The organism is Mesorhizobium sp. P2_F7 (genome assembly GCF_056403695.1).
The window spans coordinates 40,666-65,460 of the sequence record NZ_JBFUFA010000002.1 but is presented as its reverse complement, the minus strand read 5'-3'; the positions used below and the strand labels follow the sequence as shown (position 1 = coordinate 65,460).

General features: G+C 63.3%; 27 protein-coding genes. 14 read left to right on the top strand and 13 right to left on the bottom strand.

The features are described from left to right. Positions 1–16 precede the first annotated feature (16 nt). Positions 17–985, bottom strand: coding sequence for a malate dehydrogenase (gene mdh, locus AC1DZ8_RS05600; RefSeq protein ID WP_112560100.1), 969 nt, complete (start codon positions 983–985; stop codon positions 17–19). Positions 986–1,218: 233 nt separating this feature from the next. Here mdh and AC1DZ8_RS05595 point away from each other — a divergent pair, with 233 nt between their 5' ends. Next, positions 1,219–1,647: an N-acetyltransferase family protein gene (locus tag AC1DZ8_RS05595; RefSeq protein WP_477307842.1), complete on the top strand. Its 429-nt coding sequence runs from the start codon at positions 1,219–1,221 to the stop codon at positions 1,645–1,647. 312 nt (positions 1,648–1,959) lie between these two features. Here the strand turns inward: AC1DZ8_RS05595 and zapE are convergent, their stop codons facing one another. From zapE to AC1DZ8_RS05580, 3 genes are all read right to left on the bottom strand, one after another. Beyond that, a complete protein-coding gene (zapE, locus tag AC1DZ8_RS05590) occupies positions 1,960–3,153 on the bottom strand; it encodes a cell division protein ZapE (protein ID WP_477309599.1) in 1,194 nt (397 codons plus the stop codon). Between the two features lie 30 nt (positions 3,154–3,183). Then, a complete protein-coding gene (locus AC1DZ8_RS05585) occupies positions 3,184–3,723 on the bottom strand; it encodes a protease inhibitor Inh/omp19 family protein (RefSeq protein WP_477309598.1) in 540 nt (179 codons plus the stop codon). A 168-nt stretch (positions 3,724–3,891) separates the two neighbouring features. Then, the gene (locus AC1DZ8_RS05580) at positions 3,892–5,079 is read right to left on the bottom strand and encodes a hypothetical protein (RefSeq protein ID WP_477309597.1); all 1,188 of its coding nucleotides are present in this window, start codon (positions 5,077–5,079) and stop codon (positions 3,892–3,894) included. Between the two features lie 395 nt (positions 5,080–5,474). Between AC1DZ8_RS05580 and AC1DZ8_RS05575 the strand changes: the two genes are divergently transcribed. The 8 genes from AC1DZ8_RS05575 to AC1DZ8_RS05540 all read left to right on the top strand — a co-directional run bounded on the left by AC1DZ8_RS05575 (position 5,475) and on the right by AC1DZ8_RS05540 (position 12,889). Then, positions 5,475–6,485 carry an MBL fold metallo-hydrolase gene (locus tag AC1DZ8_RS05575; protein ID WP_477309596.1) on the top strand — a complete coding sequence of 337 codons (1,011 nt, stop codon included), beginning with the start codon at positions 5,475–5,477 and terminating at the stop codon, positions 6,483–6,485. A gap of 88 nt (positions 6,486–6,573) precedes the next feature. Further along, positions 6,574–6,711, top strand: a complete 138-nt coding sequence (locus AC1DZ8_RS05570) for a DUF1328 domain-containing protein (RefSeq protein ID WP_477309602.1) — start codon at positions 6,574–6,576, stop codon at positions 6,709–6,711. 72 nt (positions 6,712–6,783) lie between these two features. Continuing rightward, positions 6,784–7,668 carry a diaminopimelate epimerase gene (gene dapF, locus AC1DZ8_RS05565; protein WP_477309595.1) on the top strand — a complete coding sequence of 295 codons (885 nt, stop codon included), beginning with the start codon at positions 6,784–6,786 and terminating at the stop codon, positions 7,666–7,668. Beyond that, positions 7,668–8,987, top strand: a complete 1,320-nt coding sequence (gene mtaB / locus AC1DZ8_RS05560) for a tRNA (N(6)-L-threonylcarbamoyladenosine(37)-C(2))-methylthiotransferase MtaB (protein WP_477309594.1) — start codon at positions 7,668–7,670, stop codon at positions 8,985–8,987. Before dapF ends, mtaB begins: the two co-directional genes overlap by 1 nt. Positions 8,988–8,999: 12 nt before the next feature. Further along, positions 9,000–10,946, top strand: a complete 1,947-nt coding sequence (gene ftsY, locus AC1DZ8_RS05555; RefSeq protein ID WP_477400448.1) for a signal recognition particle-docking protein FtsY — start codon at positions 9,000–9,002, stop codon at positions 10,944–10,946. Positions 10,947–11,006: 60 nt separating this feature from the next. Then, entirely contained in the window at positions 11,007–11,678 is a 672-nt protein-coding gene (locus tag AC1DZ8_RS05550) for a septation protein A (RefSeq protein WP_477309601.1), read from the top strand. Positions 11,679–11,688: 10 nt separating this feature from the next. After that, the gene (locus AC1DZ8_RS05545) at positions 11,689–12,309 is read left to right on the top strand and encodes a pyridoxamine 5'-phosphate oxidase family protein (protein WP_477309592.1); all 621 of its coding nucleotides are present in this window, start codon (positions 11,689–11,691) and stop codon (positions 12,307–12,309) included. Between the two features lie 43 nt (positions 12,310–12,352). Then, the gene (locus AC1DZ8_RS05540) at positions 12,353–12,889 is read left to right on the top strand and encodes an NADPH-dependent FMN reductase (RefSeq protein ID WP_477400446.1); all 537 of its coding nucleotides are present in this window, start codon (positions 12,353–12,355) and stop codon (positions 12,887–12,889) included. Positions 12,890–13,089: 200 nt separating this feature from the next. Here the strand turns inward: AC1DZ8_RS05540 and AC1DZ8_RS05535 are convergent, their stop codons facing one another. Beyond that, positions 13,090–13,296, bottom strand: a complete 207-nt coding sequence (locus tag AC1DZ8_RS05535) for a tautomerase family protein (RefSeq protein ID WP_027055155.1) — start codon at positions 13,294–13,296, stop codon at positions 13,090–13,092. 180 nt (positions 13,297–13,476) lie between these two features. Then, positions 13,477–14,397 (bottom strand): SMP-30/gluconolactonase/LRE family protein, encoded by a 921-nt coding sequence (locus tag AC1DZ8_RS05530; RefSeq protein ID WP_477400444.1) that lies wholly within the window; start codon positions 14,395–14,397, stop codon positions 13,477–13,479. A gap of 288 nt (positions 14,398–14,685) precedes the next feature. Between AC1DZ8_RS05530 and AC1DZ8_RS05525 the strand changes: the two genes are divergently transcribed. Next, positions 14,686–14,853: a hypothetical protein gene (locus tag AC1DZ8_RS05525; RefSeq protein ID WP_477309589.1), complete on the top strand. Its 168-nt coding sequence runs from the start codon at positions 14,686–14,688 to the stop codon at positions 14,851–14,853. 156 nt (positions 14,854–15,009) lie between these two features. Here AC1DZ8_RS05525 and AC1DZ8_RS05520 read toward each other — a convergent pair whose 3' ends face one another. From AC1DZ8_RS05520 to ccmA, 5 genes are all read right to left on the bottom strand, one after another. After that, positions 15,010–15,588, bottom strand: a complete 579-nt coding sequence (locus AC1DZ8_RS05520) for a DsbE family thiol:disulfide interchange protein (protein WP_477309588.1) — start codon at positions 15,586–15,588, stop codon at positions 15,010–15,012. Further along, positions 15,585–15,752 (bottom strand): heme exporter protein CcmD, encoded by a 168-nt coding sequence (ccmD, locus tag AC1DZ8_RS05515; protein ID WP_477289197.1) that lies wholly within the window; start codon positions 15,750–15,752, stop codon positions 15,585–15,587. Before ccmD ends, AC1DZ8_RS05520 begins: the two co-directional genes overlap by 4 nt. A 78-nt stretch (positions 15,753–15,830) precedes the next feature. After that, on the bottom strand, positions 15,831–16,214 hold the full coding sequence (locus AC1DZ8_RS05510) for an Imm50 family immunity protein (RefSeq protein ID WP_477309587.1): 384 nt from the start codon (positions 16,212–16,214) through the stop codon (positions 15,831–15,833). Further along, a complete protein-coding gene (gene ccmB / locus AC1DZ8_RS05505; RefSeq protein WP_477309586.1) occupies positions 16,214–16,879 on the bottom strand; it encodes a heme exporter protein CcmB in 666 nt (221 codons plus the stop codon). The genes AC1DZ8_RS05510 and ccmB overlap by 1 nt, the downstream gene beginning before the upstream one ends. Positions 16,880–17,072: 193 nt before the next feature. Beyond that, positions 17,073–17,675: a heme ABC exporter ATP-binding protein CcmA gene (ccmA, locus tag AC1DZ8_RS05500; protein WP_477400441.1), complete on the bottom strand. Its 603-nt coding sequence runs from the start codon at positions 17,673–17,675 to the stop codon at positions 17,073–17,075. 285 nt (positions 17,676–17,960) lie between these two features. Here ccmA and acnA point away from each other — a divergent pair, with 285 nt between their 5' ends. The 4 genes from acnA to AC1DZ8_RS05480 all read left to right on the top strand — a co-directional run bounded on the left by acnA (position 17,961) and on the right by AC1DZ8_RS05480 (position 23,088). Next, positions 17,961–20,651 (top strand): aconitate hydratase AcnA, encoded by a 2,691-nt coding sequence (gene acnA, locus AC1DZ8_RS05495; RefSeq protein ID WP_477400439.1) that lies wholly within the window; start codon positions 17,961–17,963, stop codon positions 20,649–20,651. A 326-nt stretch (positions 20,652–20,977) separates the two neighbouring features. After that, positions 20,978–21,757: a DUF1223 domain-containing protein gene (locus tag AC1DZ8_RS05490; protein ID WP_477309583.1), complete on the top strand. Its 780-nt coding sequence runs from the start codon at positions 20,978–20,980 to the stop codon at positions 21,755–21,757. A gap of 225 nt (positions 21,758–21,982) precedes the next feature. Then, positions 21,983–22,147: a DUF559 domain-containing protein gene (locus tag AC1DZ8_RS05485; RefSeq protein WP_477309600.1), complete on the top strand. Its 165-nt coding sequence runs from the start codon at positions 21,983–21,985 to the stop codon at positions 22,145–22,147. 551 nt (positions 22,148–22,698) lie between these two features. Then, positions 22,699–23,088 carry a DUF2794 domain-containing protein gene (locus AC1DZ8_RS05480; protein ID WP_112560078.1) on the top strand — a complete coding sequence of 130 codons (390 nt, stop codon included), beginning with the start codon at positions 22,699–22,701 and terminating at the stop codon, positions 23,086–23,088. A 148-nt stretch (positions 23,089–23,236) separates the two neighbouring features. Here the strand turns inward: AC1DZ8_RS05480 and AC1DZ8_RS05475 are convergent, their stop codons facing one another. Both AC1DZ8_RS05475 and AC1DZ8_RS05470 read right to left on the bottom strand, forming a co-directional pair. Then, positions 23,237–23,815 (bottom strand): N-acetyltransferase family protein, encoded by a 579-nt coding sequence (locus AC1DZ8_RS05475; RefSeq protein ID WP_477309582.1) that lies wholly within the window; start codon positions 23,813–23,815, stop codon positions 23,237–23,239. Between the two features lie 118 nt (positions 23,816–23,933). Next, positions 23,934–24,674: a Bax inhibitor-1/YccA family protein gene (locus AC1DZ8_RS05470; protein ID WP_477309581.1), complete on the bottom strand. Its 741-nt coding sequence runs from the start codon at positions 24,672–24,674 to the stop codon at positions 23,934–23,936. Between the last annotated feature and the right edge of the window lie 121 nt (positions 24,675–24,795).

Genomic DNA, 24,795 nt, shown 5'->3' with positions numbered 1-24,795 from the left:
CTCCGGATCGGGGGGATCACTTGGAAGCGAGGTGCGGGGCGATCTTGACGCAGGCCTCGGTCAAGCCCTGCACCGTCGCCACCGAAGCGTCGAACATCTTCTGCTCGCTCTTGTTCAGGTCGATCTCGATGATGCGCTCGACGCCGCCGGCGCCGATGACCACGGGAACGCCGACATAGGTGCCCTTGACGCCATACTGGCCCGAGAGATGCGCAGCGCAAGGCAGCACGCGCTTCTTGTCCTTGAGATAGGATTCAGCCATCGAGATGGCCGAGGCGGCCGGCGCGTAGAAGGCCGAGCCGGTCTTCAGGAGTCCGACGATCTCGGCACCGCCGTCACGGGTGCGCTGCACGATCTGGTCGAGCTTTTCCTTCGAGGTCCAGCCCATCTTGATGAGGTCGGGCAGCGGAATGCCGGATACCGTCGAATAACGGATCATCGGCACCATGGAATCGCCGTGGCCGCCGAGCACGAAGGCGGTGACGTCCTCGACCGAGACCTTGAACTCCTCGGCGAGGAAATAGCGGAAGCGCGCGCTGTCGAGCACGCCGGCCATGCCGACGACATGGGTCTTGGGCAGGCCGGAAAACTTCTGCAGCGCCCACACCATGGCGTCGAGCGGGTTGGTGATGCAGATGACGAAAGCTTTTGGCGCGTACTTCTTCAGCCCGGCGCCGACCTGTTCCATGACCTTGAGGTTGATGCCGAGCAGGTCGTCGCGGCTCATGCCCGGCTTGCGCGGCACGCCGGCGGTAACGATGCAGACGTCGGCGCCCTCGATGCCGGCATAGTCATTGACGCCGGTCAGCCGGGAATCGAAGCCGTCGACCGGCGACGACTGCGCGATATCCAGCCCCTTGCCTTGCGGAATGCCCTCGGCAATATCGAACAGCACCACGTCGCCGAGGTCCTTGAGGCCGATCATGTGAGCCAGCGTGCCGCCGATCATGCCGGAGCCGATAAGCGCTATCTTGTTGCGTGCCATGTGAGGAAATTTTCCCTTTGTCTGTGACGACGCCCAAATCTCTGGTGATCTGGTTGACGGCGTCGAGGAAGAGGCCGGAATGCTGTGGTATCAGCGGATTTCGCCGCATCCAGTAGCCCCGGCGGAAATAATATTCAATCGATTATTTTCGAGTGAATAATTTCAATCGGTTAGAAACATTGGGATTTACGTAAACGTCAAAGTTTATAAGCCGACTTGAGAGGTTTTACACAATGAACGTGGAAATCAGAAGACTATATCCAGGCGATGACGCCCTTGTGAAGCGGATCGCCGAAGACGTGTTCGACGAACCGGTGCGCCCCGACAGGCTTGCCGCCTACCTCGCCTCGCCGGGCCATTTCATGATTGTCGCCTTGTCCGACGGCACCGTCGTCGGCCAATGCGCCGCCGTCATCCACCGCCATCCCGACAAGGTGAGCGAACTCTACATCGACGAAGTCGGCGTCTCGCCCGCCTTCCAGCGCCAGGGCATCGCGCGAAAAATGCTTGACGCGATGTTCGCGCTCGGCCGCGAGCAGGGTTGCGGCGAAGCCTGGGTCGGCACCGAGCCGGACAATATCGCGGCGCGCGCGCTTTATGAATCGCGCAGTGAGGCGCATGGGCCGGCGGAGGGATTTGTGATGTATTTGTATGAGCTCTGACGCCGGCGGGACAGCGCCCCCCTCTGTCCTACTGGACATCTCCCCCACATGGGGGGAGATCAGACGTCACGCCGGCTTTCGCCAATCTCGAATGCAGGAATAGGCGAGGCGCCGAAGCTGCTGATCTCCCCCTCGTGGGCAGGGCAATCGCATATGGACTCTTTCGAGGAATCGAACGGCGAACAAATCGGAATCGCGTCGAGAACAAACGTCGCGAGATTCCATCTTTGTTCCGCATATGCGATTCCCCTGCCCTCGTGGGGGAGATGTCCGGCAGGACAGAGGGGGCGCGAAGGATCGCCACCTCGGTGTCTACGCCTGCACGTGCTTCGCCCCGTCCATCACCTTCTGCCGTTCCGCCCAGTCGTCCAGCCAGTCGCGGCTTTGCATCTCGATGAGCCGCGAGGCCGTGCGTTCGAATTCGAACACCTCGACGCCGCGCTTGGCCGTGTAAAGCTCGGGCGGCGCGGCCTCGGCGCTCACCACCAGCCGTGTGTGATGATCGTAGAGCGTATCGATCAACAGGATAAAACGCTTGGCCTCGTTGCGCCTGCCTTCGCCGAGTACCGGGACGTGGTCGATGAAGATGGTCGAGAAGCGGCCGGCAATGGCAAGGAAATCACGCGCGCCAAGCGGCTTTTCGCAGAGATCGGCAAAGGAAAACCGCGCCGCGTCGCCGGCGGCGGCCGGCACCATCACCTGCCTGCCCTTCACTGCCACGGTTGTTTCGGCGACCGGCGCGCCGCGCGTCATCGCTTGCCATGCCTCGTCCAGCACGCGGTCGGCTTCGGCATCCGCCGGCGTGACATAGACCGGCGTCCGGGCGAGTTTTTCCAGCCTGTAGTCCTTGTCGACATCGAGCGTCAGCACGTGGGCGTGGCGCTCGAGAATGCCGATGAACGGCAGGAAGAGCTGGCGGTTCAGCCCGTCGCGATAGAGATTTTCGGGCGCGACGTTGGAGGTGGCGACCAGCACCACGCCATTGGCAAACAGCGCCGAAAACAGCCGCGACAGGATCATCGCATCGGCAATGTCGGTGACCGAAAACTCGTCGAAGCACAGCACCCAGGCCTGTTCGGCAAGCTGGAGCGCGACCGGCGGGATCGGATCGTCCTCCTTGACGTCGCCGTTCTTGCGCGCCTGCCGGTGCTTCTGGATGCGGTCCTGCACATCTGCCATGAAGTCGTTGAAATGGACGCGGCGCTTGCGGCGGACCGGCAGCAGCTCGAAAAACATGTCCATCAGCATGGTCTTGCCGCGGCCGACGCCGCCATGGATGTAGAGGCCCTTGACGACCTCGCGCGTCTCGCGCTTGCGGGCAAACAACCAGCCGAGCGCGCTCGACTTGTGCGCCAGCCGCTTGACCGAGATCTCGTCGGTCAGCCGGTCGAGCGCGGCGGCGATGCGCTCCTGCGCCGGATCGCGCTCGATGGCGCCGGTGTCGACCAGATGGTCGTAGCGCTGCCTGACGGTCGCATGGGTCTGGAGGCCGTCACGCAGATGCATCGGTCACGTCGCTGTCTAGGGATAGGCAGCCTATCTTGTAAGCGAAATCGGCAGGCCGGTGGTAGTCTGGCCGTCGAATTTCGAGCCGCCCGACGAATAGAGCCGCGCCAAGGTGCCGCCATTCTCGTCATAGAGCGTCAGCTGCTTGCCGGCGACGTTCCACGACTTGATGCCGTCGATGGGTGCCGGGCAATGCAATGGTCCGGCGCGATAGCCGGCGCCGAATTTGGTCTGCGGCGTCGCCACCTTGCAGCTCTGGCCCGAAACGCTGGCGTTCCAGACACCGGCGACGCTGGCCGCGGTGAGGTCCGTGGCACCTGCCGGCGCCGATCCATCTGGCGGCAGCGAGGCGACCTGCGTGCCGGCTGGCGCCGTCGGGAATTGCGACGGGTCGGTGGTGCCGGGCGCTGCCGGCGGCGGCAGCTGGCTTCCGCTCACCGTGCCGGCGGGCGCGGGCTGCAGCGGGGCGGGCTGCTGATCATCCATCGATGAAAAACGCGAGGTCGAACAGCCGCTTGCAAACAGCGCTGCCAGCGATACGGCCACCAGGCCGCTTCTCGAAAAAGTCATGTCAACCTCCGTCGGATCCGGCTGGGGGGACGCCGTCCGCACACTCTCACCCTCACCAAGATGGAGAAGGTGGCGAAATTTCAACCCGATATGGTTAAAATAGGGTTTGCAGCAAGAATTGTTGCAAATTTATCGCAAAATGGCTGGCGAACGAAGGCGAGTTCCGCGCTAGCGCGGTTCGAACCGGTAGATCGGTTGCGAAAGCGGCACCGGAGCCCGCAGCAGGTCGGCGCATCGGCGGTCCAGCGCGAGCGCCAGATTGTGAGCCTGCAGCACGGCCTTCCTCCAGTCTGTGACCATCTTCAGCGAGGCCAATGCATCCGCGGGGCGATCGGCGGCGACCATGAGCTCTGCCGCGACGAGGCGATCTTCCGGCGCGATTGCCTCTCCGGCTCTGAGCCGGTTGGCCAGTCCAAGCCATTGTTCCCAGGCGAAGGCCTTCGAAATCGACCTCGGGCGAGGCGGCTGGTCGGTCGTATCGCCGCGCACCAACGGCCCCAAGGCAAGCCGCGCCACCGCCTTGTCGGCGAACGTCCCTGCAGTTTCGCCTTGCGTTTCGGGAATTCCAAACTCGCCGAGGATTCTTTCGCGCTGACCCCGCCCGAGAACATAGTCGAGCCCGCTAAGCATGGCTGCCGTGACAGCATCGGGTTTGTTGACCGGATCGAGCTGCTTTGCCGCGATCTGTGCGTTGACACCCGCGGCCGCCACAGTCCCGATACGCAGGTCGCCGTTGTAATTGATGATCGATAGCAGCATCCCCGCCTGCGGCAAATCGGCAACCAGTTGCCCGATCGGCCGGATGGCTGAGCCCAATCCGTCTCGCCGATCTGCCGCCTGCACCTCCGCAGGCTGTTTGGAAATATCGAAGGAAGGACGAAGATCGGCTGAGAAAAGGATACGGCGGATAAACGCTGTGCGACCGCCCTTGTCGGGGCGCACCGCGGGCGGAAGCCGATCGAGGTAGGCGACGTAGTCGGAGAGGTCGTCCTTGACTGCCCGCATCTCGAGAGCCAGCAGCCAAACGCCGGCGTCTTCGGCCCTTTTGGCGAGCTGCGACTTTGCCTCGTCATCGGCAACGGACAGCGCCTGGGCAATGCCCTTGGCGGCCTGCGACGCCTGGTTAGGATCCGCCGTCTGCAAGCGTCCGAGTTCGTCCAGCAGCCAGCCGCCATCATCTTCGATGACAAGCGCGCGCAGGGCAGACTGTCCAAGTTGTGGCACAACCGACTTCACGTTGGGCAGCGGTTGCATGGCCGCGATCATCGCCGCCCGCTCCGCCGGCTTTGCATAGGCAAGCCTGAGTTCGACAATGCGCTGCGGCGGATGGCTGCGTTTTTCCAGATCGGCCAGCAATGCGGTGCCCTCGGCGTAGCCGAGGCCGCCATAGCGTATCTTCAGATAGGCCGCGTCGTCGCCGAAACGATCGCGCCAGAAATTCGGAAACGTCGCCGGCTCGGCAAGCAGGAAATCGCCAGCCGCCAGGATGGTTGGCGTGTGGGCGCAGGCGCTCGGCTCTGACTGCGCGGCGGCGGCCGGCGATATCGGCGCGATCCCGATGATCGCCGCCGTGATTGCAAGAACTGCCTGCCAACGCATAGTGGAGCCCTCCGCGACGTGATCGTACACCGGAAATCATCGCCCGCACCAGCGCATGGCCTGGCCGTGGGCACGCATCCACCCGGCAAATGCTTGTGCCGGAGGGCCTCGTCCCTATCTAGCAAGGACAGAAACCTGCCGGAGCCGAAACCTTGGCCGCGAGAAAGAAAGCCGCCAACCGCTATTACAGCGGCCCGCCCAGCGACCATTTCGACGGCACTCTTTTCTTCAACCCCGACGGCCAGCCGCCCGGCCGCTTCACCGATCTGCTGAAATGGCAGCTGAGCGGCGAGCGTTCGAAATGGCCGGCGGCCAATCCTAGCCCGTTTGAACCGACTGAGCCGGCGGCGCGCATCGATGGCAGCGGGCTGCGCCTGACCATGGTCGGCCATTCCACGCTGCTGATCCAGACCGCCGGTCTCAACATCCTGACCGACCCGGTGTGGTCGCCGCGCGTCTCGCCGCTTTCCTTTGCCGGCCCCAGGCGCGTCAATCCACCGGGCATCGCCTTTTCCCAATTGCCGCCGATCGACCTCGTGCTGGTCAGCCACAATCATTACGACCACCTCGACCTCGCCACGCTCAAGCGGCTGAAGGCCAGGCATGACCCGCAGGTGCTGACACCGCTCGGCAATGACGCCATCATCGACAGCGCCGTGCCGGGCATGCGCCTAACCGCGCATGACTGGGGCGAGCGTGTCGAGATTACCAAGGACATCGCCGTCCATGTCGAGCCGGTGCATCACTGGTCGGCGCGCGGCGCACGCGACCGCCGCATGGCATTGTGGGCCGGGTTTGTGGTCGAAACTCCGGCCGGAAAAATCTATTTCGCCGGCGACACCGGCTTCCATGGCGGCACCAATTACCGGCTGATGGCCGAGAAACATGCCGGCTTTCGCCTCGCCATCCTGCCGATCGGCGCCTACGAGCCGCGCTGGTTCATGGCGCCGCAGCATCAGAATCCGGAAGAAGCGGTGCAAGGCATGCAGCTGTGCAACGCGGCTCACGCCGCAGGCTGCCATTGGGGTACCTTCCATCTCACCGACGAGCCGATCGATGAGCCGGTGAGAAAACTGGTCGAGGCGCTCGACGAGCAAGGCGTGCCACAGGAGCGGTTTCGCGCCTTGCGGCCCGGCGAGATCTGGGACGTGCCGGACGCCTAGGGAAGGAACCCGACAAGCCGAAACGCGTTGCTTCGAATGATGATCCATTTGATCATGGAAGGCTCCCGGCCAAATTGCGTTGTAGCTTCTGATCGTCGCTGCTGCCGCGAGCCTGCTCGGCATGCCGGCGCTGGCGGGCGCCGCCGCCACCGGCGCGCGCGTGCTTATCGGCATCGTTCTCGTCATCTTCCTGCTGATCGTGCTGGGTGTCTTTGCCGTAACCTGAGGCCCCATCGCACTGGTAATTCCCGCCCGTTTCCGCCATATAGCGGCAAAACGGACAGGAATTACCTGAGACATGGCAGGCACTGCCCCCTTCGCCAAGATGAACGGCATCGGCAACGAGATCATCGTTGCCGACATGCGCGGCCGTGCCGACCGGGTGACGCCGGCATCGGCTGTCGCGCTGAATGCCGATGCGGCGACGAAGTTCGACCAGATCATGGCGATCCATGACGCCCGCACGCCTGGCACCGCCTATTACATCGACATATTGAATTCCGATGGCTCGGGCGCGCAGGCCTGCGGCAACGGTATGCGCTGCGTCGTCCAGGCGCTGGCGGCAGAGACCGGCCAGAAGAACTTCACCTTCGAGACCCGCGCCGGCATCCTCAATGCCGTCGAACATGCCGATGGCACCATCTCGGTCGACATGGGCACGCCGCGCTTTGGCTGGCAGGACATTCCGCTGGCGGAAGAATTCCGCGACACCCGCATGATCGAATTGCAGATCGGCCCGATCGACGCGCCTGTGCTGCATTCGCCCTCGGCTCTGTCGATGGGCAACCCGCACGCCATCTTCTGGGTCGACAACGACGTCTGGTCCTATGAGCTCGAGCGTTTCGGCCCGCTGCTCGAAAATCACCCGATCTTCCCCGAACGCGCCAACATCACCATCGCCCAGGTGACGTCGCCGGAAACCATGATCATCCGCACCTGGGAGCGCGGCGCCGGCTTGACCAAGGCCTGTGGGTCGGCCGCTTGCGCATCGGTGGTTGCCGCTGCCCGCACCCGGCGCACCGGCCGCAGCGTCACGCTGATGACGCCCGGCGGCGGCTCGCTGCATGTCGAATGGCGCGACGATGACCACGTCATCCTGACCGGCGCGGCCGAATGGGAATTTTCCGGCAGTTTCGATCCGTCGACCGGCAGCTGGGCCCGCGACACCGAAAGCGCGGCCTGATGTCCGTTCTTGCCGATACCAAGTGCCCCAACTCCCAAGGCATTGACGTCGTCACCTTCGGCTGCCGGCTGAACACATACGAGTCCGAAGTGATGCGACGCGAGGCCGAAAGCGCCGGCCTCGGCGCGCTCAAAGGCGGCGCCATCATCTTCAACACCTGTGCCGTCACCTCGGAAGCGGTGCGCCAGGCCAAGCAGTCGATCCGCAAAGCCCGCCGCGAAAATCCGGCGGCGCGCATTATCGTCACCGGCTGCGCCGCGCAGACCGAACCGCAGAATTTCGTTGCGATGGACGAGGTCGACCTCGTGCTCGGCAATGAGGAGAAGCTGAAGGCGAATTCTTACCGCGCGCTCCCCGATTTCGGCGTCAACGATACCGAGAAAGCGCGCGTCAATGACATTTTCTCGGTGCGCGAGACCGCCGGTCACATGGTCGACGCCATCGAGGGCCGAGCGCGCGCTTTCGTGCAGGTGCAGAATGGCTGCGACCATCGCTGCACCTTCTGCATCATCCCTTATGGCCGTGGCAATTCACGCTCGGTGCCGATGGGCGCCGTGGTCGAGCAGGTCAAGCGGCTCGCCGGCAATGGCTATGCCGAGATCGTGCTGACCGGCGTCGACATGACGTCTTTCGGCGCCGATCTGCCGGGCGCGCCGAAACTGGGCAAACTGGTGAAGACCATCCTCAAGCAGGTGCCCGACGTGAAGCGGCTGCGGCTGTCCTCCATCGATTCGATCGAGGCCGGTGAGGAACTGCTCGATGCGATTGCCACCGAGCCCAGGCTGATGCCGCATCTGCATCTGTCGCTGCAGTCGGGCGACGACATGATCTTGAAGCGCATGAAGCGCCGCCATCTGCGCGACCAGTCGATCCGCTTCTGCGAGGATGTGCGCAAACTGCGGCCTCAAATCGTCTTCGGCGCCGACATCATTGCCGGCTTCCCGACCGAGACCGAGGACATGTTCGAGAATTCGATAAAGATCGTCGAGGAATGCGGGCTGACGCATCTGCATGTCTTCCCGTTTTCGCCGCGCGAAGGCACGCCCGCCGCGCGCATGCCGCAGGTCCGCCGCGAACTGGTGAAGCAGCGCGCCGCGAGGCTGCGCGCCGCCGGCGAAGCCGCCTATCGCCGCCATTTGTCGTCACTGCCGGGCACCCGGCAGTCGATCCTGGTCGAGCGTGACGGGCTTGGCCGCACCGAAGGGTTTACGCTGACCGCCATCGCTGCCGGTCAGCCGGGCGAGATCGTCGAGGCCACCATTACCGGCCATGACGGCGCGCGCCTGCTTGCGGCGCCGCTCACCGCCCGCGCCGCCTGAGACTGATAAAGCATGGCCGGTTTTTTCAAGAAGATATTTTCGTTCGGCAAGAAGGAAGTCGTCGAGGAGCGTCTCGACGAAACCGCCCCACTGCCGCCGATCAAATGGGATGCGCTGGAGGCGCTGAAGCCGGCCGCCGAGCAGGCGCTGCCGGAGTTTTTGAAGCGCGAGGAGTCGCCGGTCGAGGCGGAAGCCTTGTCGACACCGCCGGTCGAGCCGGAGGCGCCGCCGGCACCTATCGAGGAACCGGCATCCGAACCGATCGTTCCGGCCGAGCCAGAAATTCAGCCTGAGCCCGCCCCAGCGGCTGAGCCTGCACCGCTTGAGGAGCCGCAGCCGCCGGAGCCGGTCGTCCCCTCCGAGCCGGAACCGCTGCCGGAGCCTGCGCCGCGAGAAGAGCCGGAACCTGAGCCGGAGACACCCGAGCCGCCGACGCCGGAGGAAGTTCCCCCGCCGCCCGCCGTTCCGGAGCCTGCTCCCGAACCGCAGCCGCAAGAGGTACCGGCGCCTGCACCGGCCGAGCCGGAGATCGCCCCGTCACGTCCGGAAAGGCTACCGGAGCCGGCGCCTGTTGAAGTGCCGACGCCTGCCGAAACTCCAGCAGAACCGGCCACTCCTATCGAGGTGCCGCCACCAGCCGCGCCTTCCACACCGCCAACCTTTGAGGCCGGCGCCGCCCCTCATCCGCCTGCCGGCACCTTCTCCCCGTACAGAGACGGGGAGAAGGACGAGGCGCCCCACCCTCCCCTCGATGGGGAGGGTCGACGCAAAGCGGCGGGGTGGGGTGATGGCGCTGACGCTGGCGCCAGTCACCCCCACCCCCAAGCTTCGCTTGGGACCTCCCCCATCGAGGGGGAGGTGAAGTCCGCGCCGTCCGAAACTACACCAGCGCCGGTCGAAGCACGGCTTGCCGAAGTCGCGCCCACCCCGCCACCAGCCCCTCAACCTTCGCCGGAACCAAAACCGGCTCCGGGCAAGGTCACCGTCACCAAAAAGGTCGAGCAGAAGGCTGAGCCGGTCAAGGCGCCCGAACCGGCGCCGCGGCGTTCGTGGTTCCAGCGCATGCGCGACGGGCTGGCGCGGTCGTCGCGCGAGCTCACCGGCAACATTGCCGGCGTCTTCACCAAGCGCAAGCTGGATGAGGACACGCTGCAGGACCTCGAGGACGTGCTGATCCGCGCCGATCTCGGCCTGGAAACCGCGCTGCGCGTAACCGATGCGCTGGCCTCCAGCCGCTACGGCAAGGATGTCTCCGACGCGGAAGTGCGCGCCGTGATGGCAGCCGAGGTGGAGAAGGTGCTGACCCATGTCGCCATGCCGCTGGAGCTCGACCTCTCGCACAAGCCGCATGTCATCCTGGTCGTCGGCGTCAACGGCACCGGCAAGACCACGACGATCGGCAAGCTGGCGGCAAAACTGACCGATGGCGGCCTGTCGGTGATGCTGGCCGCCGGCGACACGTTTCGCGCCGCAGCCATCGAGCAATTGAAGATCTGGGGCGAGCGGACGAAATCACCGGTCATCGCCTCCAAGATCGGCGCCGATGCCGCCGGCCTTGCCTACGACGCCTTCGAGAAGGCGAAGGAGGCCGGCTCCGACGTGCTGATCATCGACACCGCCGGCCGGCTGCAGAACAAGACCGAACTGATGGCCGAACTGGAAAAGATCGTCCGCGTGCTCGGCAAGCTCGACCCGGAAGCGCCGCACACCGTGCTGCAGACGGTCGACGCCACCACCGGCCAGAACGCGCTCAACCAGGTCGAGATCTTCCGCAACGTCGCCGGCGTCAACGGCCTGGTGATGACCAAGCTGGACGGCACGGCGCGCGGCGGTATTCTGGTGGCAATCGCTGCAAAGCACAAATTGCCGGTCTATTTCATCGGCGTCGGCGAACAGGTCGACGACCTCGAACCATTCTCAGCCAGCGAATTCGCCAGGGCGATCGCGGGTGTAGCGTAACAGGCATGATCTCGAAGAGCTGACGGCTTTTTGGACAAGATCATGCGTCAGAAGGACGTCATGAACCCTCCCATCCTCGAACGCGACCCGTCCGACCCGCAGAAGAAGAAAGAAAGCGTCAATCCGCTGCTCAAGCTGGTGCTGGAGCTCGGGCCGCTGATGGTATTCTTCTTCGCCAACGCGCGCGGCGCCTGGCTGGTGGAGAAATTCCCCGTGCTGGCCGAATTCGGCGGGCCGCTCTTCGTCGCCACGGCCCTGTTCATGGCCGCGACCGCAATCGCGCTGATCGCCTCATGGCTGCTGATGCACACCTTGCCGATCATGCCGATGGTCTCGGGCGTCGTCGTCTTCATCTTCGGTGCGCTGACGCTCTATCTGCAGGACGACGTCTTCATCAAGATGAAGCCGACCATCGTCAACACGCTGTTCGGCGGCGTGCTGCTCGGCGGCCTGTATTTCGGCCGCTCGCTGCTCGGCTATGTCTTCGATTCGGCCTTTCGCCTCGATGCCGAAGGCTGGCGCAAGCTGACCTTCCGCTGGGGCCTGTTCTTCCTGTTCCTGGCTCTTGCCAATGAAGTGGTGTGGCGGAATTTTTCGACCGACTTCTGGGTTACCTTCAAGGTCTGGGGCATCATGCCGATCACGCTGTTGTTCACCTTCAGCCAGATGCCGCTGATCCTGCGCCATTCGATCGAGGATAAGACCGAGAAGGTGGAAGAAGCCGGCAAGTAGGGAGAGGGCCATGGAATTCGTCACCACGCGCGACGAACTGAGGACGATCTACAAGACGCCGCGGCCGACCGACGCCTCGATGCGCAAGGAACTCAGGGCGCTCGACGGCCACTGCCGCTCCTTCATCGGCAAAAGCCCCTTCGTGCTGATCGGTTCTTCCGACAATTCCGGCAATGCCGACGTGACGCCGAAAGGCGACAAGCCCGGCTTCGCCCTTGTCATCGACGACAAAACCATCGCCATCCCCGACCGGCCTGGCAACAACCGCCTGGACACGCTGGAAAACATCTTGCTCAACCCTTCGGTCGGGCTGCTCTTCCTCATCCCCGGCATGAACGAGACGCTGCGCATCAATGGCGACGCCTGCATCACCGTCGATACGGATTTGCGCGAGCGTCTCGCCGTCGACGGCAAGCAACCGCAAAGCGTCGTCGTGGTGAGCGTCAAGGCCGCCTACATGCACTGCGCCAAGGCCTTCATGCGTTCCGAGTTGTGGAAGCCGGACAGCTGGTACGACCGCGCGACATTGCCGACGCTCGGCCAGATACTGTCCGACCAGATGGCGCATGCCGAAACTGTCGACGATTTCGACCGCTCGCTGGACGAGGCCTACAGCAAGACCATGTGGTAGGATTTCGGGCACGATTCGCTCGTCCCATTGCCCGGTTTCTCCTTTGATCGACCTCCTCGCCATCTCCGGCAGCCTGCGCGCCGCCTCAACCAATTCGGCCTTGCTGGCGGCGCTGGCCGCGAACGCGCCGCCAGGCTGCCGCGTCAGCCTGTATGACGGGCTCGGCCTGCTGCCGATCTTCAATCCCGACGACGAAGGCGAGCGCACGCCGCGCGAAGCCGCACGCCTGATCGACGCCGTCACCAGCGCCGACGGCATCATCGTCTCCTGCCCCGAATATGCGCATGGCGTGCCGGGCGGCATGAAAAACGCGCTCGACTGGCTGGTCTCGCGCGACGCCGCCGTCGGCAAGCCGGCAATGCTGGTGCACGCCTCCGCACGCTCGCTCTACGCCCGCGCCGCGCTGGCCGAGATCATGCGGACGATGTCGTTTGCGCTTTGTGAGGACGCGGTGCTGGAGATCGCCTTGCTCGGCAAGAAGCCACCGGAGATGGCAGCCATTCTGGCGGAGGACGCGAACCGGCGGGCGATGCGTGAGGCGGTGCAGGTCTTCGCCGACTTTATCCGCGGCCAAACATAGGCTCGTCATCCTAGGGCGAAGCAAGGAGCGAAGCGACGCGGCGCAGACCCTAGGATCCATACCGTGAGGTTAAGGCGTTGCAACGTTTACAGAATTTTGCACCGCGGCACTCTACGTCGAAGGCTACGGCATGAATCCTCGGGTCAAGCCCGAGGATGACGAACGAACGCGCGCGCCCCTACCCCAACGTTGCCCGCTCCCTACCCCTTCCGCAGCGTCTCGACATCGGTCTTGCCGACATACCAGTCGCGCGCGTTGACCTCTTCGAACACGACCCAGACATCGTCATTTCCGAGCCCGGTGGCGTCCATGATGGCCGCCGTGACTTTTTTGGCGATGTCCGCCTTCTTGCCCACCGGATCGGCGGCGATCACTTCCTTGACGATGCGGATGTTGACGAATGGCATGACGTCCTCCCCTTCATTTTCTGCAGACAGCGCCGAGAGACTGCTTCGAAATTCGCTCTGGTGAGTCATATGATGGTGGTTTCGAGAACCGGAGCGCAGCGGACATTTGGTCCGTGAGCACCGGAAGCGCAGAAAACGCCATCGGATGGCCGCCAGAGTAGAATTTCCAAGCAGTCTCGCTCAATAGGTCTTGGCTCCGTTCACCATCAGCCGCACCATGTAAAGCGACGTCGTGCCGGCGATGTAGAGGCAGTTCAGCTTGTTGCCGCCGAACACGCAGTTGGCGACGACTTCCGGTACCTTGACCTTGCCGATCAGCGTGCCGTCGGGATCGTAGCAGTGGATGCCGTCGGCGGCGCTGGTCCAGATGCGGCCGGCCTCGTCGAGCCGGAAGCCGTCGAACAGGCCTGCCGTGCACTCAGCGAACACCTTGCCGCCCGACACCTTCTTGCCGTGCTTGCCGACGGTGAAGACCCGCATATGCGCCGGGTTTTGCGCGCCACGCGTGCGGCCGGTATCGACGACATAGAGCTGGCTTTCATCCAGCGAGAAGGCAAGCCCGTTCGGCCGGACCATGTCGGTGATGACGGCTTCGACCTCGCCGCTGTCGGGATCGACCCGGTAGACGTAGCAGGCGCCGATCTCGCTCTCGGCCTTGTCGCCCTCATAGTCGGTGTCGATGCCGTAGCTCGGATCGGTGAACCAGATCGAGCCGTCCGAGCGCACCACGACGTCGTTTGGCGAATTCAGCCGCTTGCCTTTCCATTTGGCCGCGATGGTGGTGACGAAGCCGTCATGCTCGGTGCGGCTGACGCGGCGGCCCGAATGCTCGCATGTCACCAGCCGGCCCTGACGGTCGACGGTGTTGCCGTTGGAATTGCCGGAGGGCTGACGGAACACGCTGACATTGCCGTCGGTCTCGTCATAGCGCAGCATGCGGTTGTTGGGGATGTCGGACCAGACGACATAGCGGCCGGCGGCGAACCAGGCAGGCCCTTCCGCCCACTGACAGCCGGTGAACAGCTTTTCCACCTGCGCGTTGCCATTGAACAGCCGCGCGAAACGCGGATCGAGAATTTCGTAATAATCTGCAGCCGCCATGCTTTTCCTCCGGGCATCACGCAAGGCGTGGATCAAGCCAGCCTGTGAGCGAGAAGGCAAGATGGCGCATACGCAATTTGTAAGACAAAAGACCCACGCCCAGCATTGGCTCGGAAACGTGTCCAGCCGCGCATGGCGCTGTTAGCGCTGCATTAACCGGCTATGCGCTCCGTGCAATGGTGCATTGCAACATCTTCTTTTTGCATCGCACCATTCCTATGTCATGCTGCGTACAGTCAAGGGAGGAACAAATTCGCCGCTGATATGCGGCACGAAAGGACCCTTGCTATGATCTTCGACAGTCTCATGACCCGCGCTCGCAGCTCGATTGCCAAGCGCAAGCACTACAACCGCCTCGTCGCCGAAATCGAGAACCTTTCCGGCCGCGACCTCGCCGACCTGCGCGCCGACCGCTCGGAAATGCTCTACCAGGTCCACAAGCAGATATACGGCTGATTGCCGAGTGACTCGGGCGCCGCCTAGGCGCGTTGAGGTTCAGGTCAGGCCGAGACGAAAACTGTGGATGCCGAGAACCGGAGCAGAGCGTACTTTTCGTACGTGAGCACCGGAAGCGCAGGTATCCGCCGTTTGCAGGCCGGCATCACCTGAACATCAATGCGCCGCGAGTGCCTTCTCGATTTCAGGCATCAGCACCGTCTGCGCCGACTCCCCCGTCAGCGGCCCGACATATTTGTAGGCAATCTTGCCGTCCTTGCCGATGACGAAGGTTTCCGGCACGCCGTAAACACCCCAGTCGATGGCGGTGCGACCGGCTTCGTCGACGCCGATGGCCTGGAACGGATTGCCGAGATCGCCGAGGAACCGGCGAGCGTTTTGCGGCTCGTCCTTGTAGTTCAGTGCGGCAAGCGTGAAGCGCTTGTCCTGCGACAGCGCCAAAAGCACCGGATGTTCTTCCCGGCACGGCGCGCACCACGACGCAAACACATTGACCAGCGTCACCTTGCCGGCGAACGCTTTCGAATCCAGCCCAGGCAGGTTTGACCCTTCCAGCGCCGGCAGATTGGTCTGCGGCGCCGGCAGGCCGATCAGCGCCGACGGCACTTCCGCCTCGTCGCGTCCCGACAAAAGCTGCAGCAGGAACAACCCGGCCAGGCCGAGGAAAACCAACAGCGGCAGCAGCACGATCAGGCGGCGGCGCGGCGGCGCCGGCGTTTCGCTTTCCGTGCTCATGGTTTGCTGGCCTTATCGGAACGACGCCGCACGCCGGCGGCTTCGAGTTCTGCCAGTTCGCGCTTGCGGGCGCGCTGGTCGAGTAGGATCCAGCCGATCAGCCCGGCCAGCACGATCGCCGTGATGCCATAGGCGGCGGTGACATAAAGGGCGTGTGCGCTCATCTCTGTATCCAAGGCTGGGCCTTCATAAACGCGCTGGCCGTTCCTCGCAATGAACGTCCTCTGCGGCAGATTTGCGGTTCACGGCGACTGCGACAGCAAAATGCCGGATATGCTTTTGATGCGCATAAATTGGCACGTCAAAGACAACCTAACCGCGCCTTCGCAGGTAAGCAGGATTTTGCCTTCGTCATCCCACATCCTGATTGCACTCTGGCCATGGCTCTTGAACTTGCGAAGGCTGATCGTTTCGACCGCGATGAACTCCAGGCCGAAAGACACGGCGTTGAACTTTCCCCATTTGGTGGGTGGCCGGTAGGGAAGGACGGTAGAGATAAAAGCCAAGTGCATGCTGGGTCCGTCGCGGCCCATCATCGCCGATGTGATCTCGACGGACGACAAGTCGGGATGGTTGCCATAGATGGTCTGCAGATAGACCGGGTTCTCGATTCGCAGCGGCCACATCAATCCGTTCCATGCCTCAGCGCCAGTGCTGCCGCCACCGGGCCGAGCACGGCAAGAAACAGCGTCAGCGCGGCAAGAATGAGGAAGGGCTGCAGGAACGGGTCGGGATCGGCCACCGCGCCGTAGCTGGCCGACGCGCCGAAGATCAGCACCGGGATGGTCAGCGGCAGCACCAGCACCGAGATCAACAGCCCGCCGCGCGGCAGCGCAACCGCCACCGCCGCACCGACCGCGCCGATGAAAGTGATGGCCGGCGTGCCGACCAAAAGGGTCAGCGCCGTAGCGCCGATGCTGAGCGGCTCCATATTCATGAACAGGCCAAGCAAAGGGGCAGCGACCACCAGCGGAAGGACGCTGCCGGCCCAATGCGCCAGGCATTTCACCAGCACCGTCAGCGCCAGCATGTGGCGGTCGTTGCCGAGCACCAAAAGATCGAGCGAACCGTCCTCGCGGTCGGCCTGGAACAGGCGATCGAGACCGAGCAGGCAGGCGAGCAAGGCGCCGATCCACAGGATCGCCGGACCGATGCGCGCCAGCAGCTTCAGGTCCGGCCCGACGCCGAAGGGGATGGTGGCAATGACGGCGAGGAAAAAGATGACGCCGGTGAGTGCCCCGCCGCCGGCACGGATGGAGAGGCGGATATCGCGGAGGAAGAGGGCTAGCATAATTCGAGATGCTCGCGCTTGAGCACCCCCCTCTGGCCTGCCGGCCATCTTCCCCTCAAGGGGGGAGATTGGATGCCATATCCGCCTTCGCTAATCTCCAACGTGAGAAAGCCCGCAGGACGCCCGAACTGCCAATCTCCCCCCTTGAGGGGGAGATGCCCGGCAGGGCAGAGGGGGGTGCCTGGCACCGACATCAAATCCCCATCCTCAATTCTTCCGCCCCATCCAACCCCAATGGCAGATGCGTCGCCGCAACGACAATCCCTCCCTGCCGGCAGTGATCCGCCATCAACCCCGCGAACCGCTCCTCCGAAGCCTTGTCCAGCCCCGCCGTCGGCTCATCCAGCAGCCACAGCGGCCGATGGCTGACCAGCAGCTTCGCAATCGCGGCGCGCCGCCTCTGCCCGGTCGACAAATAGCCGAACGGCAGATGGCCGATGCCACCGAGCCCGACCGTCTCCAGCGCCTCTTCGACATCCAACGCACCGTCGCCGTTGAAATCGCGCCAGAAGCGCAGATTCTCCACCACGCTCAGCGCCGTCTTCATCGCATTGAGATGGCCGAGATAATGGACGGCCGAAGCAATCGTCGGAAACGTCTCGCCGCCGCCTTCGATGCGCACATCGCCTTCCGCTTTCGGCAGCAGCCCGGCGATGACCCTGAGCAGCGTCGATTTGCCTGATCCATTCGGTCCGGTGACGATCAGTGCCTGGCCCTTTTCGAGCGCAAAACCGATGCCGGAAAAGACCCTTTCGCCGCCGCGTTCGCCGCCCAGATTTTCGGCAATCAGCCGCATGCCTGCCCGTCCCGAAAACTTTACCGCGCGATAGCTGCCGCATCGCACAAATTTGCTCCGCAACTGTCTAGAACTATTCCAGAAAATTCTCTATATGCGGGTCATCCGTGCCAGCGGTCGGCACGGGAACAGAATTTGCGCCGAACCAGCGCACGCGCCGCCTTGAACGGCTCGGGTTGCTCGGGAGCGGACAGCGGAAATGGCCGTACCCGCACCTTTGCGCGTGATTGCATGCCCATCGGCGTCCGTTCCCTTTCAGGCTGAACAGACAAGGACGGACCGCACGTGTCAAAATCCCTCGACAGTTTCAATTGCCGCCGCACCCTCACCGTGGGTGGCGCGGACTATGTCTATTACAATCTGGTCGAGGCCGAGAAGAACGGCCTCACCGGCATCGCCCAGCTGCCCTATTCGATGAAGGTGCTGCTGGAAAACCTTTTGCGCAACGAAGACGGCCGCTCCGTCACCAAGGAATCGATCCAGGCGGTTGCCGGCTGGTTGACCGACAAGGGCACCGCCGGCGTCGAGATCGCCTATCGCCCGGCCCGCGTCCTGATGCAGGATTTCACCGGCGTTCCGGCGGTGGTCGATCTGGCCGCCATGCGCGACGGCCTCAAGGCGCTCGGCGGCGACCCGCAGAAGATCAACCCGCTGGTGCCGGTCGACCTCGTCATCGACCATTCGGTCATCGTCGACGAATTCGGCACGCCGATGGCTTTCGCCAGGAATGTCGAACTCGAATATGAGCGCAACGAAGAGCGCTACAAGTTCCTGAAGTGGGGCCAGCAGGCGTTCCGCAACTTCCGCGTCGTGCCGCCCGGCACCGGCATCTGCCACCAGGTCAATCTCGAATATCTCGGGCAGGTCGTGTGGACCAACACCGAGGACGGCGAAACCACCGCCTATCCCGACACCTGCGTCGGCACCGATTCGCACACCACCATGATCAACGGCCTTGGCGTGCTGGGCTGGGGCGTTGGCGGCATCGAGGCAGAGGCCGCCATGCTCGGCCAGCCGGTCTCCATGCTGTTGCCGGAAGTGATCGGCTTCCGCCTCACCGGCAAGCTGAAGGAAGGCGTCACCGCGACCGACCTCGTGCTCACCGTGACCCAGATGCTGCGCAAGAAGGGCGTCGTCGGCAAGTTCGTCGAGTTCTTCGGCCCCGGCCTCTCCAACATGACGCTGGCCGACCGCGCCACCATCGGCAACATGGCGCCCGAATATGGCGCCACTTGCGGCTTCTTCCCGGTCGACGGCGAAACCATCCGCTACCTGACGATGTCGGGCCGCGAGGAAAGCCGCATCGCTCTGGTCGAGGCCTATGCCAAGGCGCAAGGCATGTGGCGCGATACAGGCTCGGCTGACCCGGTCTTTACCGATCTGCTCGAGCTTGAACTCAGCGAGGTCGTGCCGTCGATGGCCGGCCCCAAGCGCCCCGAAGGCCGCGTTGCACTGGAAGGCATTCCGGCCGGCTTCGCCAAGGCGATGGAGACCGAATACAAGAAGGCCGCCGAGATCTCGAAGCGCTACGCCGTCGAAGGCACCGACCATGATCTCGGCCATGGCGACGTCGTCATCGCCGCCATCACCTCCTGTACCAACACCTCCAATCCGAGCGTGCTGATCGGCGCCGGCCTGCTGGCGCGAAACGCCAACCGGCTCGGCCTCAAGCAGAAGCCGTGGGTGAAGACCTCGCTGGCCCCCGGCAGCCAGGTGGTCGCCGAGTATCTCGAAAAATCCGGCCTGCAGAAGGAGCTCGACCAGATCGGCTTCAACCTGGTCGGCTTCGGCTGCACCACCTGCATCGGCAATTCCGGCCCGCTGCCGGCGCCGATCTCGAAAACCATCAACGACAAGGGCCTGATTGCGGCTGCGGTGCTTTCCGGCAACCGCAACTTCGAAGGCCGTGTCTCGCCTGACGTGCAAGCCAACTACCTGGCGTCGCCGCCGCTGGTCGTTGCCCACGCTTTGGCTGGAACCGTCACGAAGGACCTGACCACCGAGCCGCTCGGGGAAGGCCGCGACGGCAAGCCGGTCTACTTGAAGGACATCTGGCCGAGCTCGGCCGAGATCCAGGAGTTCATCGAGAAGAACGTCACCCGCGAGCTGTTCGCCCGCAAATATGCCGACGTCTTCAAGGGCGACGAGTACTGGCAGAACGTCAAGGCGCCGGAAGGCCAGACCTATGCCTGGGACGACAACTCGACCTATGTGCAGAACCCGCCCTATTTTGCCGGAATGACCGCCGGCTTCGGCAAGATCGGCGACATCAAGGGCGCGCGCGTGCTTTGCTTGTTCGGCGACAAGATCACTACCGATCACATCTCGCCGGCGGGTTCGATCAAGGCGGCATCGCCGGCCGGCAAATACCTCACCGACCACGGCGTCGGCGTTGCCGACTTCAACCAGTACGGCACGCGGCGCGGCAATCATGAGGTGATGATGCGCGGCACCTTTGCCAACATACGCATCCGCAACCACATGCTGGGCGAGAACGGCCGCGAGGGCGGCTACACCATCCACTACCCGTCGAAGGAAGAGGAATCGATCTACGACGCGGCGATGGAGTACAAAAGGGAAGGCGTGCCGCTGGTCATCTTCGCTGGCGTCGAATACGGCAACGGCTCGTCGCGCGACTGGGCGGCCAAGGGCACCAACCTGCTCGGTGTCCGCGCCGTCATCGCCCAGTCCTTCGAGCGCATCCATCGCTCCAACCTGGTTGGCATGGGCGTCATCCCCTTCGTCTTCGAGGAAGGCACGTCATGGGCCTCGCTCAACCTCAAGGGCGACGAGATCGTCGAGATCGATGGCTTGAGCGCCATCAAGCCGCGACAGACGATGATCGCCAAGGTCACCTATGGCGACGGCACGGTGAAGAACGTGCCGATCATCTGCCGCATCGATACGCTGGACGAACTCGACTACTTCAAGAACGGCGGCATCTTGCAATACGTGCTGCGCGATCTGGCGGCTTAAGGGCAGGGATTGGGCAGTAGGGAATAGGGCTTCCCTACTGCCTACTGCCTGACTCCTAGTCTTTCCAAAGCATTGGCCGGCCGGACGGAAGTTCCGCCCTGTCCGCCCGCAGTAAAACCGGTTGGGGTCAGCAAGATCTGCGGCAAGCTCCTGATGCCATGCTCCCGATCGAACCAGGCGGTGAAGTGCTCCGCCCGCAGCGGCCAAACCCGCGGTTGCGGCAGCAAAAATTTCACCGCAACGTGACTTCCCGTTGACTGTCGCTTCTGCCACAAATCTGGGCAACCAGAACAAGGCCGGCGTCACCGGCGGGAATCGGAACGACCATGGCACCTCGACAACCTCTACGGCTCGCGGCTTTCGCGCTGGCCTTCTCGGCGCTTGCCGGGACCGGGTTTGCCGAGGAATCGGGAACCACCCAGGCCGAGAAGCCCCAGACCGACAAACCCTTGGGCGTCGTCGAGCTGTTCACCAGCCAGGGCTGCAACTCCTGTCCGCCGGCCGACGCTCTCTTTGCCGAGCTGGCGGCCAAGGACAACGTCGTCGCGCTCGCCTACCACGTCAACTACTGGGACTATCTCGGCTGGCAGGATACGCTGAGCAGCAAGGACAACACCGACCGGCAATATGACTATATGCGCGCCTTCGGCACGCGCTCCGTCTACACGCCGCAAGCCGTCATCAACGGCCGCAGCCATGTCAACGGCGCCAGCCGCAAGGAAGTCGACGGCGCACTTGCCCGCATGGAGAAGTCCGGCGAAGGCATGCGGGTCAGCGTCAAGGTCAGCCGCACCAGCGACCGCGTCATGATCGATGCCGGCGACGCCGGCAGCGGCCCGACCGACGCCCATGTCGTCATCGTCTATTTCGAACCGCCGCAGACGGTCACCATCGCCAAGGGCGAGAACACCGGCCGCAGCATGACCTACTGGAACGCCGTCTCCGGCATCCAGACCGCCGGCATGTGGCACGGCAAGGCACAGCGCTACGAATTGCCGATGACCGAGATCGCCAAGAAAGGCGGCTGCGCCGTGCTGCTGCAATCGGTCGGCAAGGACGGCCTGCCCGGCCCGATTTTGGGCGCCGCGTTTATTCACAAGCCGTAAGCTCTTCTCCTCTCCCCCTGTGGGAGAAGGTGGATCGGCGCGCAGCGCCGAGACGGATGAGGGGTGTTGGACGGAACTCGGCGTCGAACTAATCTCGCGCCATGCCGCATCAGCCAATTCCACCAGCCAAACGCCGCTTCGCTCGCTCCCTTCGACGCGACATGACGGAGACTGTGGCAGGAGTTGCGTGACCGCAGGCTCGACGGGATAAAATTCAGGCGTCAGATGCCAGTCGGAAAGTATGTTGCCGATTTCGTCTGCCTCGAGGCTGGACTGATTATCGAGATCGGCGGAAGCCAGCACGCGGAATCAGAGGCTGATCGTATCCGCGCCGTCGAGTTGAAAGCGAGAGGCTTTCGGGTGCTGCGCTTTGGAACGACGACGTGTTGAAGGATATGAACGGCGTTTGCGATACCATCATCGCGTACGTGCGTGTTGTTAACCTGCAGCCGTGGCGGTGAAGGGACCGCCGGCGTCAAGCTGGAGCACCCCTCATCCGTCTCGGCGCTACGCGCCGATCCACCTTCTCCCACAGGGGGAGAAGGAAAAAGCGCTCCACGCAACAAAAAACCGACGTCAGCTTGCTTCTGACGTCGGTCATTTAGGTTTTGGGATCGTCGCACCCGGTCTCTCCCTGAGGAAAGTCCGAGGTTGGTTCGATCCGACGCAGACCCGTGGGCGGGGGGCTTGGGGTTTACGAGCCGGTGCCGGACCGAACCGTCTCAGGCAACGCCGGTAAATTCGTCGGACATTGGGGCATGAGCGCGGATAAAATAAGGCAGGAATGTGGCGGAGCATCACCAATTCAAACACCGCGTTTTATAAAAGTGACTGGACGTTGCGAAAACAGCGCAGCCCCGGGATGGTTAGCCGGGTCTTGCAATTCCACCGCGAACACGCCAACTTCTGCAAGCGAGATTCATTTTTAAAGGGATCGCGGGATGACCGATCGCAGCAGCGGTGGAGCGGAGGATGGGGACTCATCCGCAATATTGATCCCGCTGCAGGAGGCGCGACGCGAACGCCTCGACCAGCCGGTTCGCTTCGACCGGCGTGAACTCGATGAGATCCTGAGACTCTACGGACGCATGGTCGCCGCCAATGAGTGGCGCGACTACGCCATCGATCATCTCGCTGATCGCGCTGTGTTTTCGGTCTTCCGCCGAGCCAGCGAAGTGCCGCTGTTCCAGATCGTCAAGGATCCGAAACTGGCGCGCCGGCAAGGCGCGTTCGCCGTCATCGCTGCCGGCGGCCGCATCCTCAAGCGCGGCCAGGAACTGGGCCGCGTGCTCGGCGTGTTCGATCCCAAGCTGAAAGTTGTCGAGGCCTGAGTTCGGGAATTGAAGAACTTAGGAATTGGGGAAATTGAAAAAATAGAGAGCGTAGGAGTTGAGAAGACGGGATTTCTCCAGGACTGGGTCCCTTTTCTCCAATTCTTCAGTTCATCAATTCTCCAGTTCCTAAGTTCGTCAACCTCACTCACTTCCCGCCAAGACTCTTGCGAAATTTCCGCTCCGGCAGCGAATCCGAATCGGGCGGCGCCGTTGCCCCGCCATTCAGCGACAGCTGCATGAACACCGTGTCCAGCCAGCGGCCGTGCTTGTAGCCGGAGCCTTCCAGGCGGCCGGAATGGCGAAAGCCGAGCTTTTCATGCAGCCGCACCGAGGCGCTGTCGGCGTGACCGTCACCGATCACAGCTATGATCTGGCGAAAACCCGCCACCCGGCACGCCTCGATCAGCGCCTGCATCAGCAATAGCCCGACGCCCTGGCCCTTGGCGTTTGGCGCGACATAGACCGAATCCTCGACGATGAATCGGTAGGCCGGACGCGGCCGGAAGGCGCCGGCATAGGCATAGCCAAGCAGCGTCCCATCCTTTTCCGCCACCAGATAGGGAAAGCCGCCCCCCGTCAGGCTGTCGAAGCGCACGCCCATCTCGGCGCGGCTGGGCGGCTCCAGCTCGTAGCTCGCCGTGCCATGCGTCACCGCATCGGCGTAGATCTCGGTGATTCGGTCGAGGTCGCTTTCCAGGGCCGCGCGTATGGAAATAGTGCTCATAATTTGTGCAAACGATTCATCTGCCTCCCATCACAGCAAAGGCCGGCACAAAAGAAAAGGGCGGCCGTTGGGCCGCCCTTCGCAAACTCGATGGTCCAGTTGACTGGACGGAGACCGCTTAGCGGCGGTCGCCCATGAACTGCAGCAGGAACATGAACAGGTTGATGAAGTCGAGATACAGCCTCAACGCGCCCATGGTGGCCTTGCGGCCGGCCACGTCGGCGCCATCGCCTTCGAAATACATTTCCTTGATGGTCTGCGTGTCATAGGCGGTAAGGCCGGCGAAGATCAGCACGCCGATCGCCGAAATGGCGAAGCCGAGCGCCGTCGAGGCCAGGAAGTAGTTGATCACCATCGCGGCGATCAGGCCGAACAGGCCCATGACCAGGAACGACCCGAACGCCGACAGGTCGCGCCTTGTCGTGTAGCCATAAAGCGACAGCGCGCCAAAGGCGGCCGCCGTTGCGAAGAAAGTCTGGGTGATCGAGGCGCCGGTGTAGACCAGGAAGATGGTCGACAGCGACAGGCCGACCAGGCCCGAATAGACCCAGAAGGTTGCCTGCGCCGCGGCCACGCTCATCGACTGGATCCTGAACGACAGGAAGAAGACGAGAGCGAGCGGGGCGAAGATGACTACCCAGCGGAAGGCGCTGGCATATATCAGCGTGCCGAAAGCGGTCAGCTGTCCGTCGCCGGTGACGGCGAGCTGGAAAGCGCCCCAGGCGGCGATGCCGGTGATGAGGAGACCAAGCCCCATCAAATTGTAGACCTTCAGCATATAGCTGCGCAGGCCCTGGTCGATGTCGGCGCGCGCGCGCGGCACGGCCGAAGTCTGGTAATTGCGAATGGGCTCAGCCATTGGAATCCTCTGTTGCTTCTGCCCCGTACGGTGTCAGGCCCTTTTGGGACCTGGGCGCCGCTGGCGGGGCTCCAGCATGCCTGCGGCGAAATATGATGGTTCTTGACGTCAAGAACAAGAC

Bases quoted from the DNA above. Each gene is read 5' to 3' on its own strand.
- mdh (WP_112560100.1), bottom strand. From the start codon at position 985: ATGGCACGCAACAAGATAGCGCTTATCGGCTCCGGCATGATCGGCGGC.
- AC1DZ8_RS05595 (WP_477307842.1), top strand. From the start codon at position 1,219: ATGAACGTGGAAATCAGAAGACTATATCCAGGCGATGACGCCCTTGTG.
- zapE (WP_477309599.1), bottom strand. From the start codon at position 3,153: ATGCATCTGCGTGACGGCCTCCAGACCCATGCGACCGTCAGGCAGCGC.
- AC1DZ8_RS05585 (WP_477309598.1), bottom strand. From the start codon at position 3,723: ATGACTTTTTCGAGAAGCGGCCTGGTGGCCGTATCGCTGGCAGCGCTG.
- dapF (WP_477309595.1), top strand. From the start codon at position 6,784: ATGGCAGGCACTGCCCCCTTCGCCAAGATGAACGGCATCGGCAACGAG.
- mtaB (WP_477309594.1), top strand. From the start codon at position 7,668: ATGTCCGTTCTTGCCGATACCAAGTGCCCCAACTCCCAAGGCATTGAC.
- ftsY (WP_477400448.1), top strand. From the start codon at position 9,000: ATGGCCGGTTTTTTCAAGAAGATATTTTCGTTCGGCAAGAAGGAAGTC.
- AC1DZ8_RS05550 (WP_477309601.1), top strand. From the start codon at position 11,007: ATGAACCCTCCCATCCTCGAACGCGACCCGTCCGACCCGCAGAAGAAG.
- AC1DZ8_RS05545 (WP_477309592.1), top strand. From the start codon at position 11,689: ATGGAATTCGTCACCACGCGCGACGAACTGAGGACGATCTACAAGACG.
- AC1DZ8_RS05535 (WP_027055155.1), bottom strand. From the start codon at position 13,296: ATGCCATTCGTCAACATCCGCATCGTCAAGGAAGTGATCGCCGCCGAT.
- AC1DZ8_RS05530 (WP_477400444.1), bottom strand. From the start codon at position 14,397: ATGGCGGCTGCAGATTATTACGAAATTCTCGATCCGCGTTTCGCGCGG.
- AC1DZ8_RS05525 (WP_477309589.1), top strand. From the start codon at position 14,686: ATGATCTTCGACAGTCTCATGACCCGCGCTCGCAGCTCGATTGCCAAG.
- AC1DZ8_RS05520 (WP_477309588.1), bottom strand. From the start codon at position 15,588: ATGAGCACGGAAAGCGAAACGCCGGCGCCGCCGCGCCGCCGCCTGATC.
- ccmD (WP_477289197.1), bottom strand. From the start codon at position 15,752: ATGAGCGCACACGCCCTTTATGTCACCGCCGCCTATGGCATCACGGCG.
- AC1DZ8_RS05510 (WP_477309587.1), bottom strand. From the start codon at position 16,214: ATGTGGCCGCTGCGAATCGAGAACCCGGTCTATCTGCAGACCATCTAT.
- ccmB (WP_477309586.1), bottom strand. From the start codon at position 16,879: ATGCTAGCCCTCTTCCTCCGCGATATCCGCCTCTCCATCCGTGCCGGC.
- ccmA (WP_477400441.1), bottom strand. From the start codon at position 17,675: ATGCGGCTGATTGCCGAAAATCTGGGCGGCGAACGCGGCGGCGAAAGG.
- AC1DZ8_RS05490 (WP_477309583.1), top strand. From the start codon at position 20,978: ATGGCACCTCGACAACCTCTACGGCTCGCGGCTTTCGCGCTGGCCTTC.
- AC1DZ8_RS05485 (WP_477309600.1), top strand. From the start codon at position 21,983: ATGCCAGTCGGAAAGTATGTTGCCGATTTCGTCTGCCTCGAGGCTGGA.
- AC1DZ8_RS05480 (WP_112560078.1), top strand. From the start codon at position 22,699: ATGACCGATCGCAGCAGCGGTGGAGCGGAGGATGGGGACTCATCCGCA.
- AC1DZ8_RS05475 (WP_477309582.1), bottom strand. From the start codon at position 23,815: ATGAGCACTATTTCCATACGCGCGGCCCTGGAAAGCGACCTCGACCGA.
- AC1DZ8_RS05470 (WP_477309581.1), bottom strand. From the start codon at position 24,674: ATGGCTGAGCCCATTCGCAATTACCAGACTTCGGCCGTGCCGCGCGCG.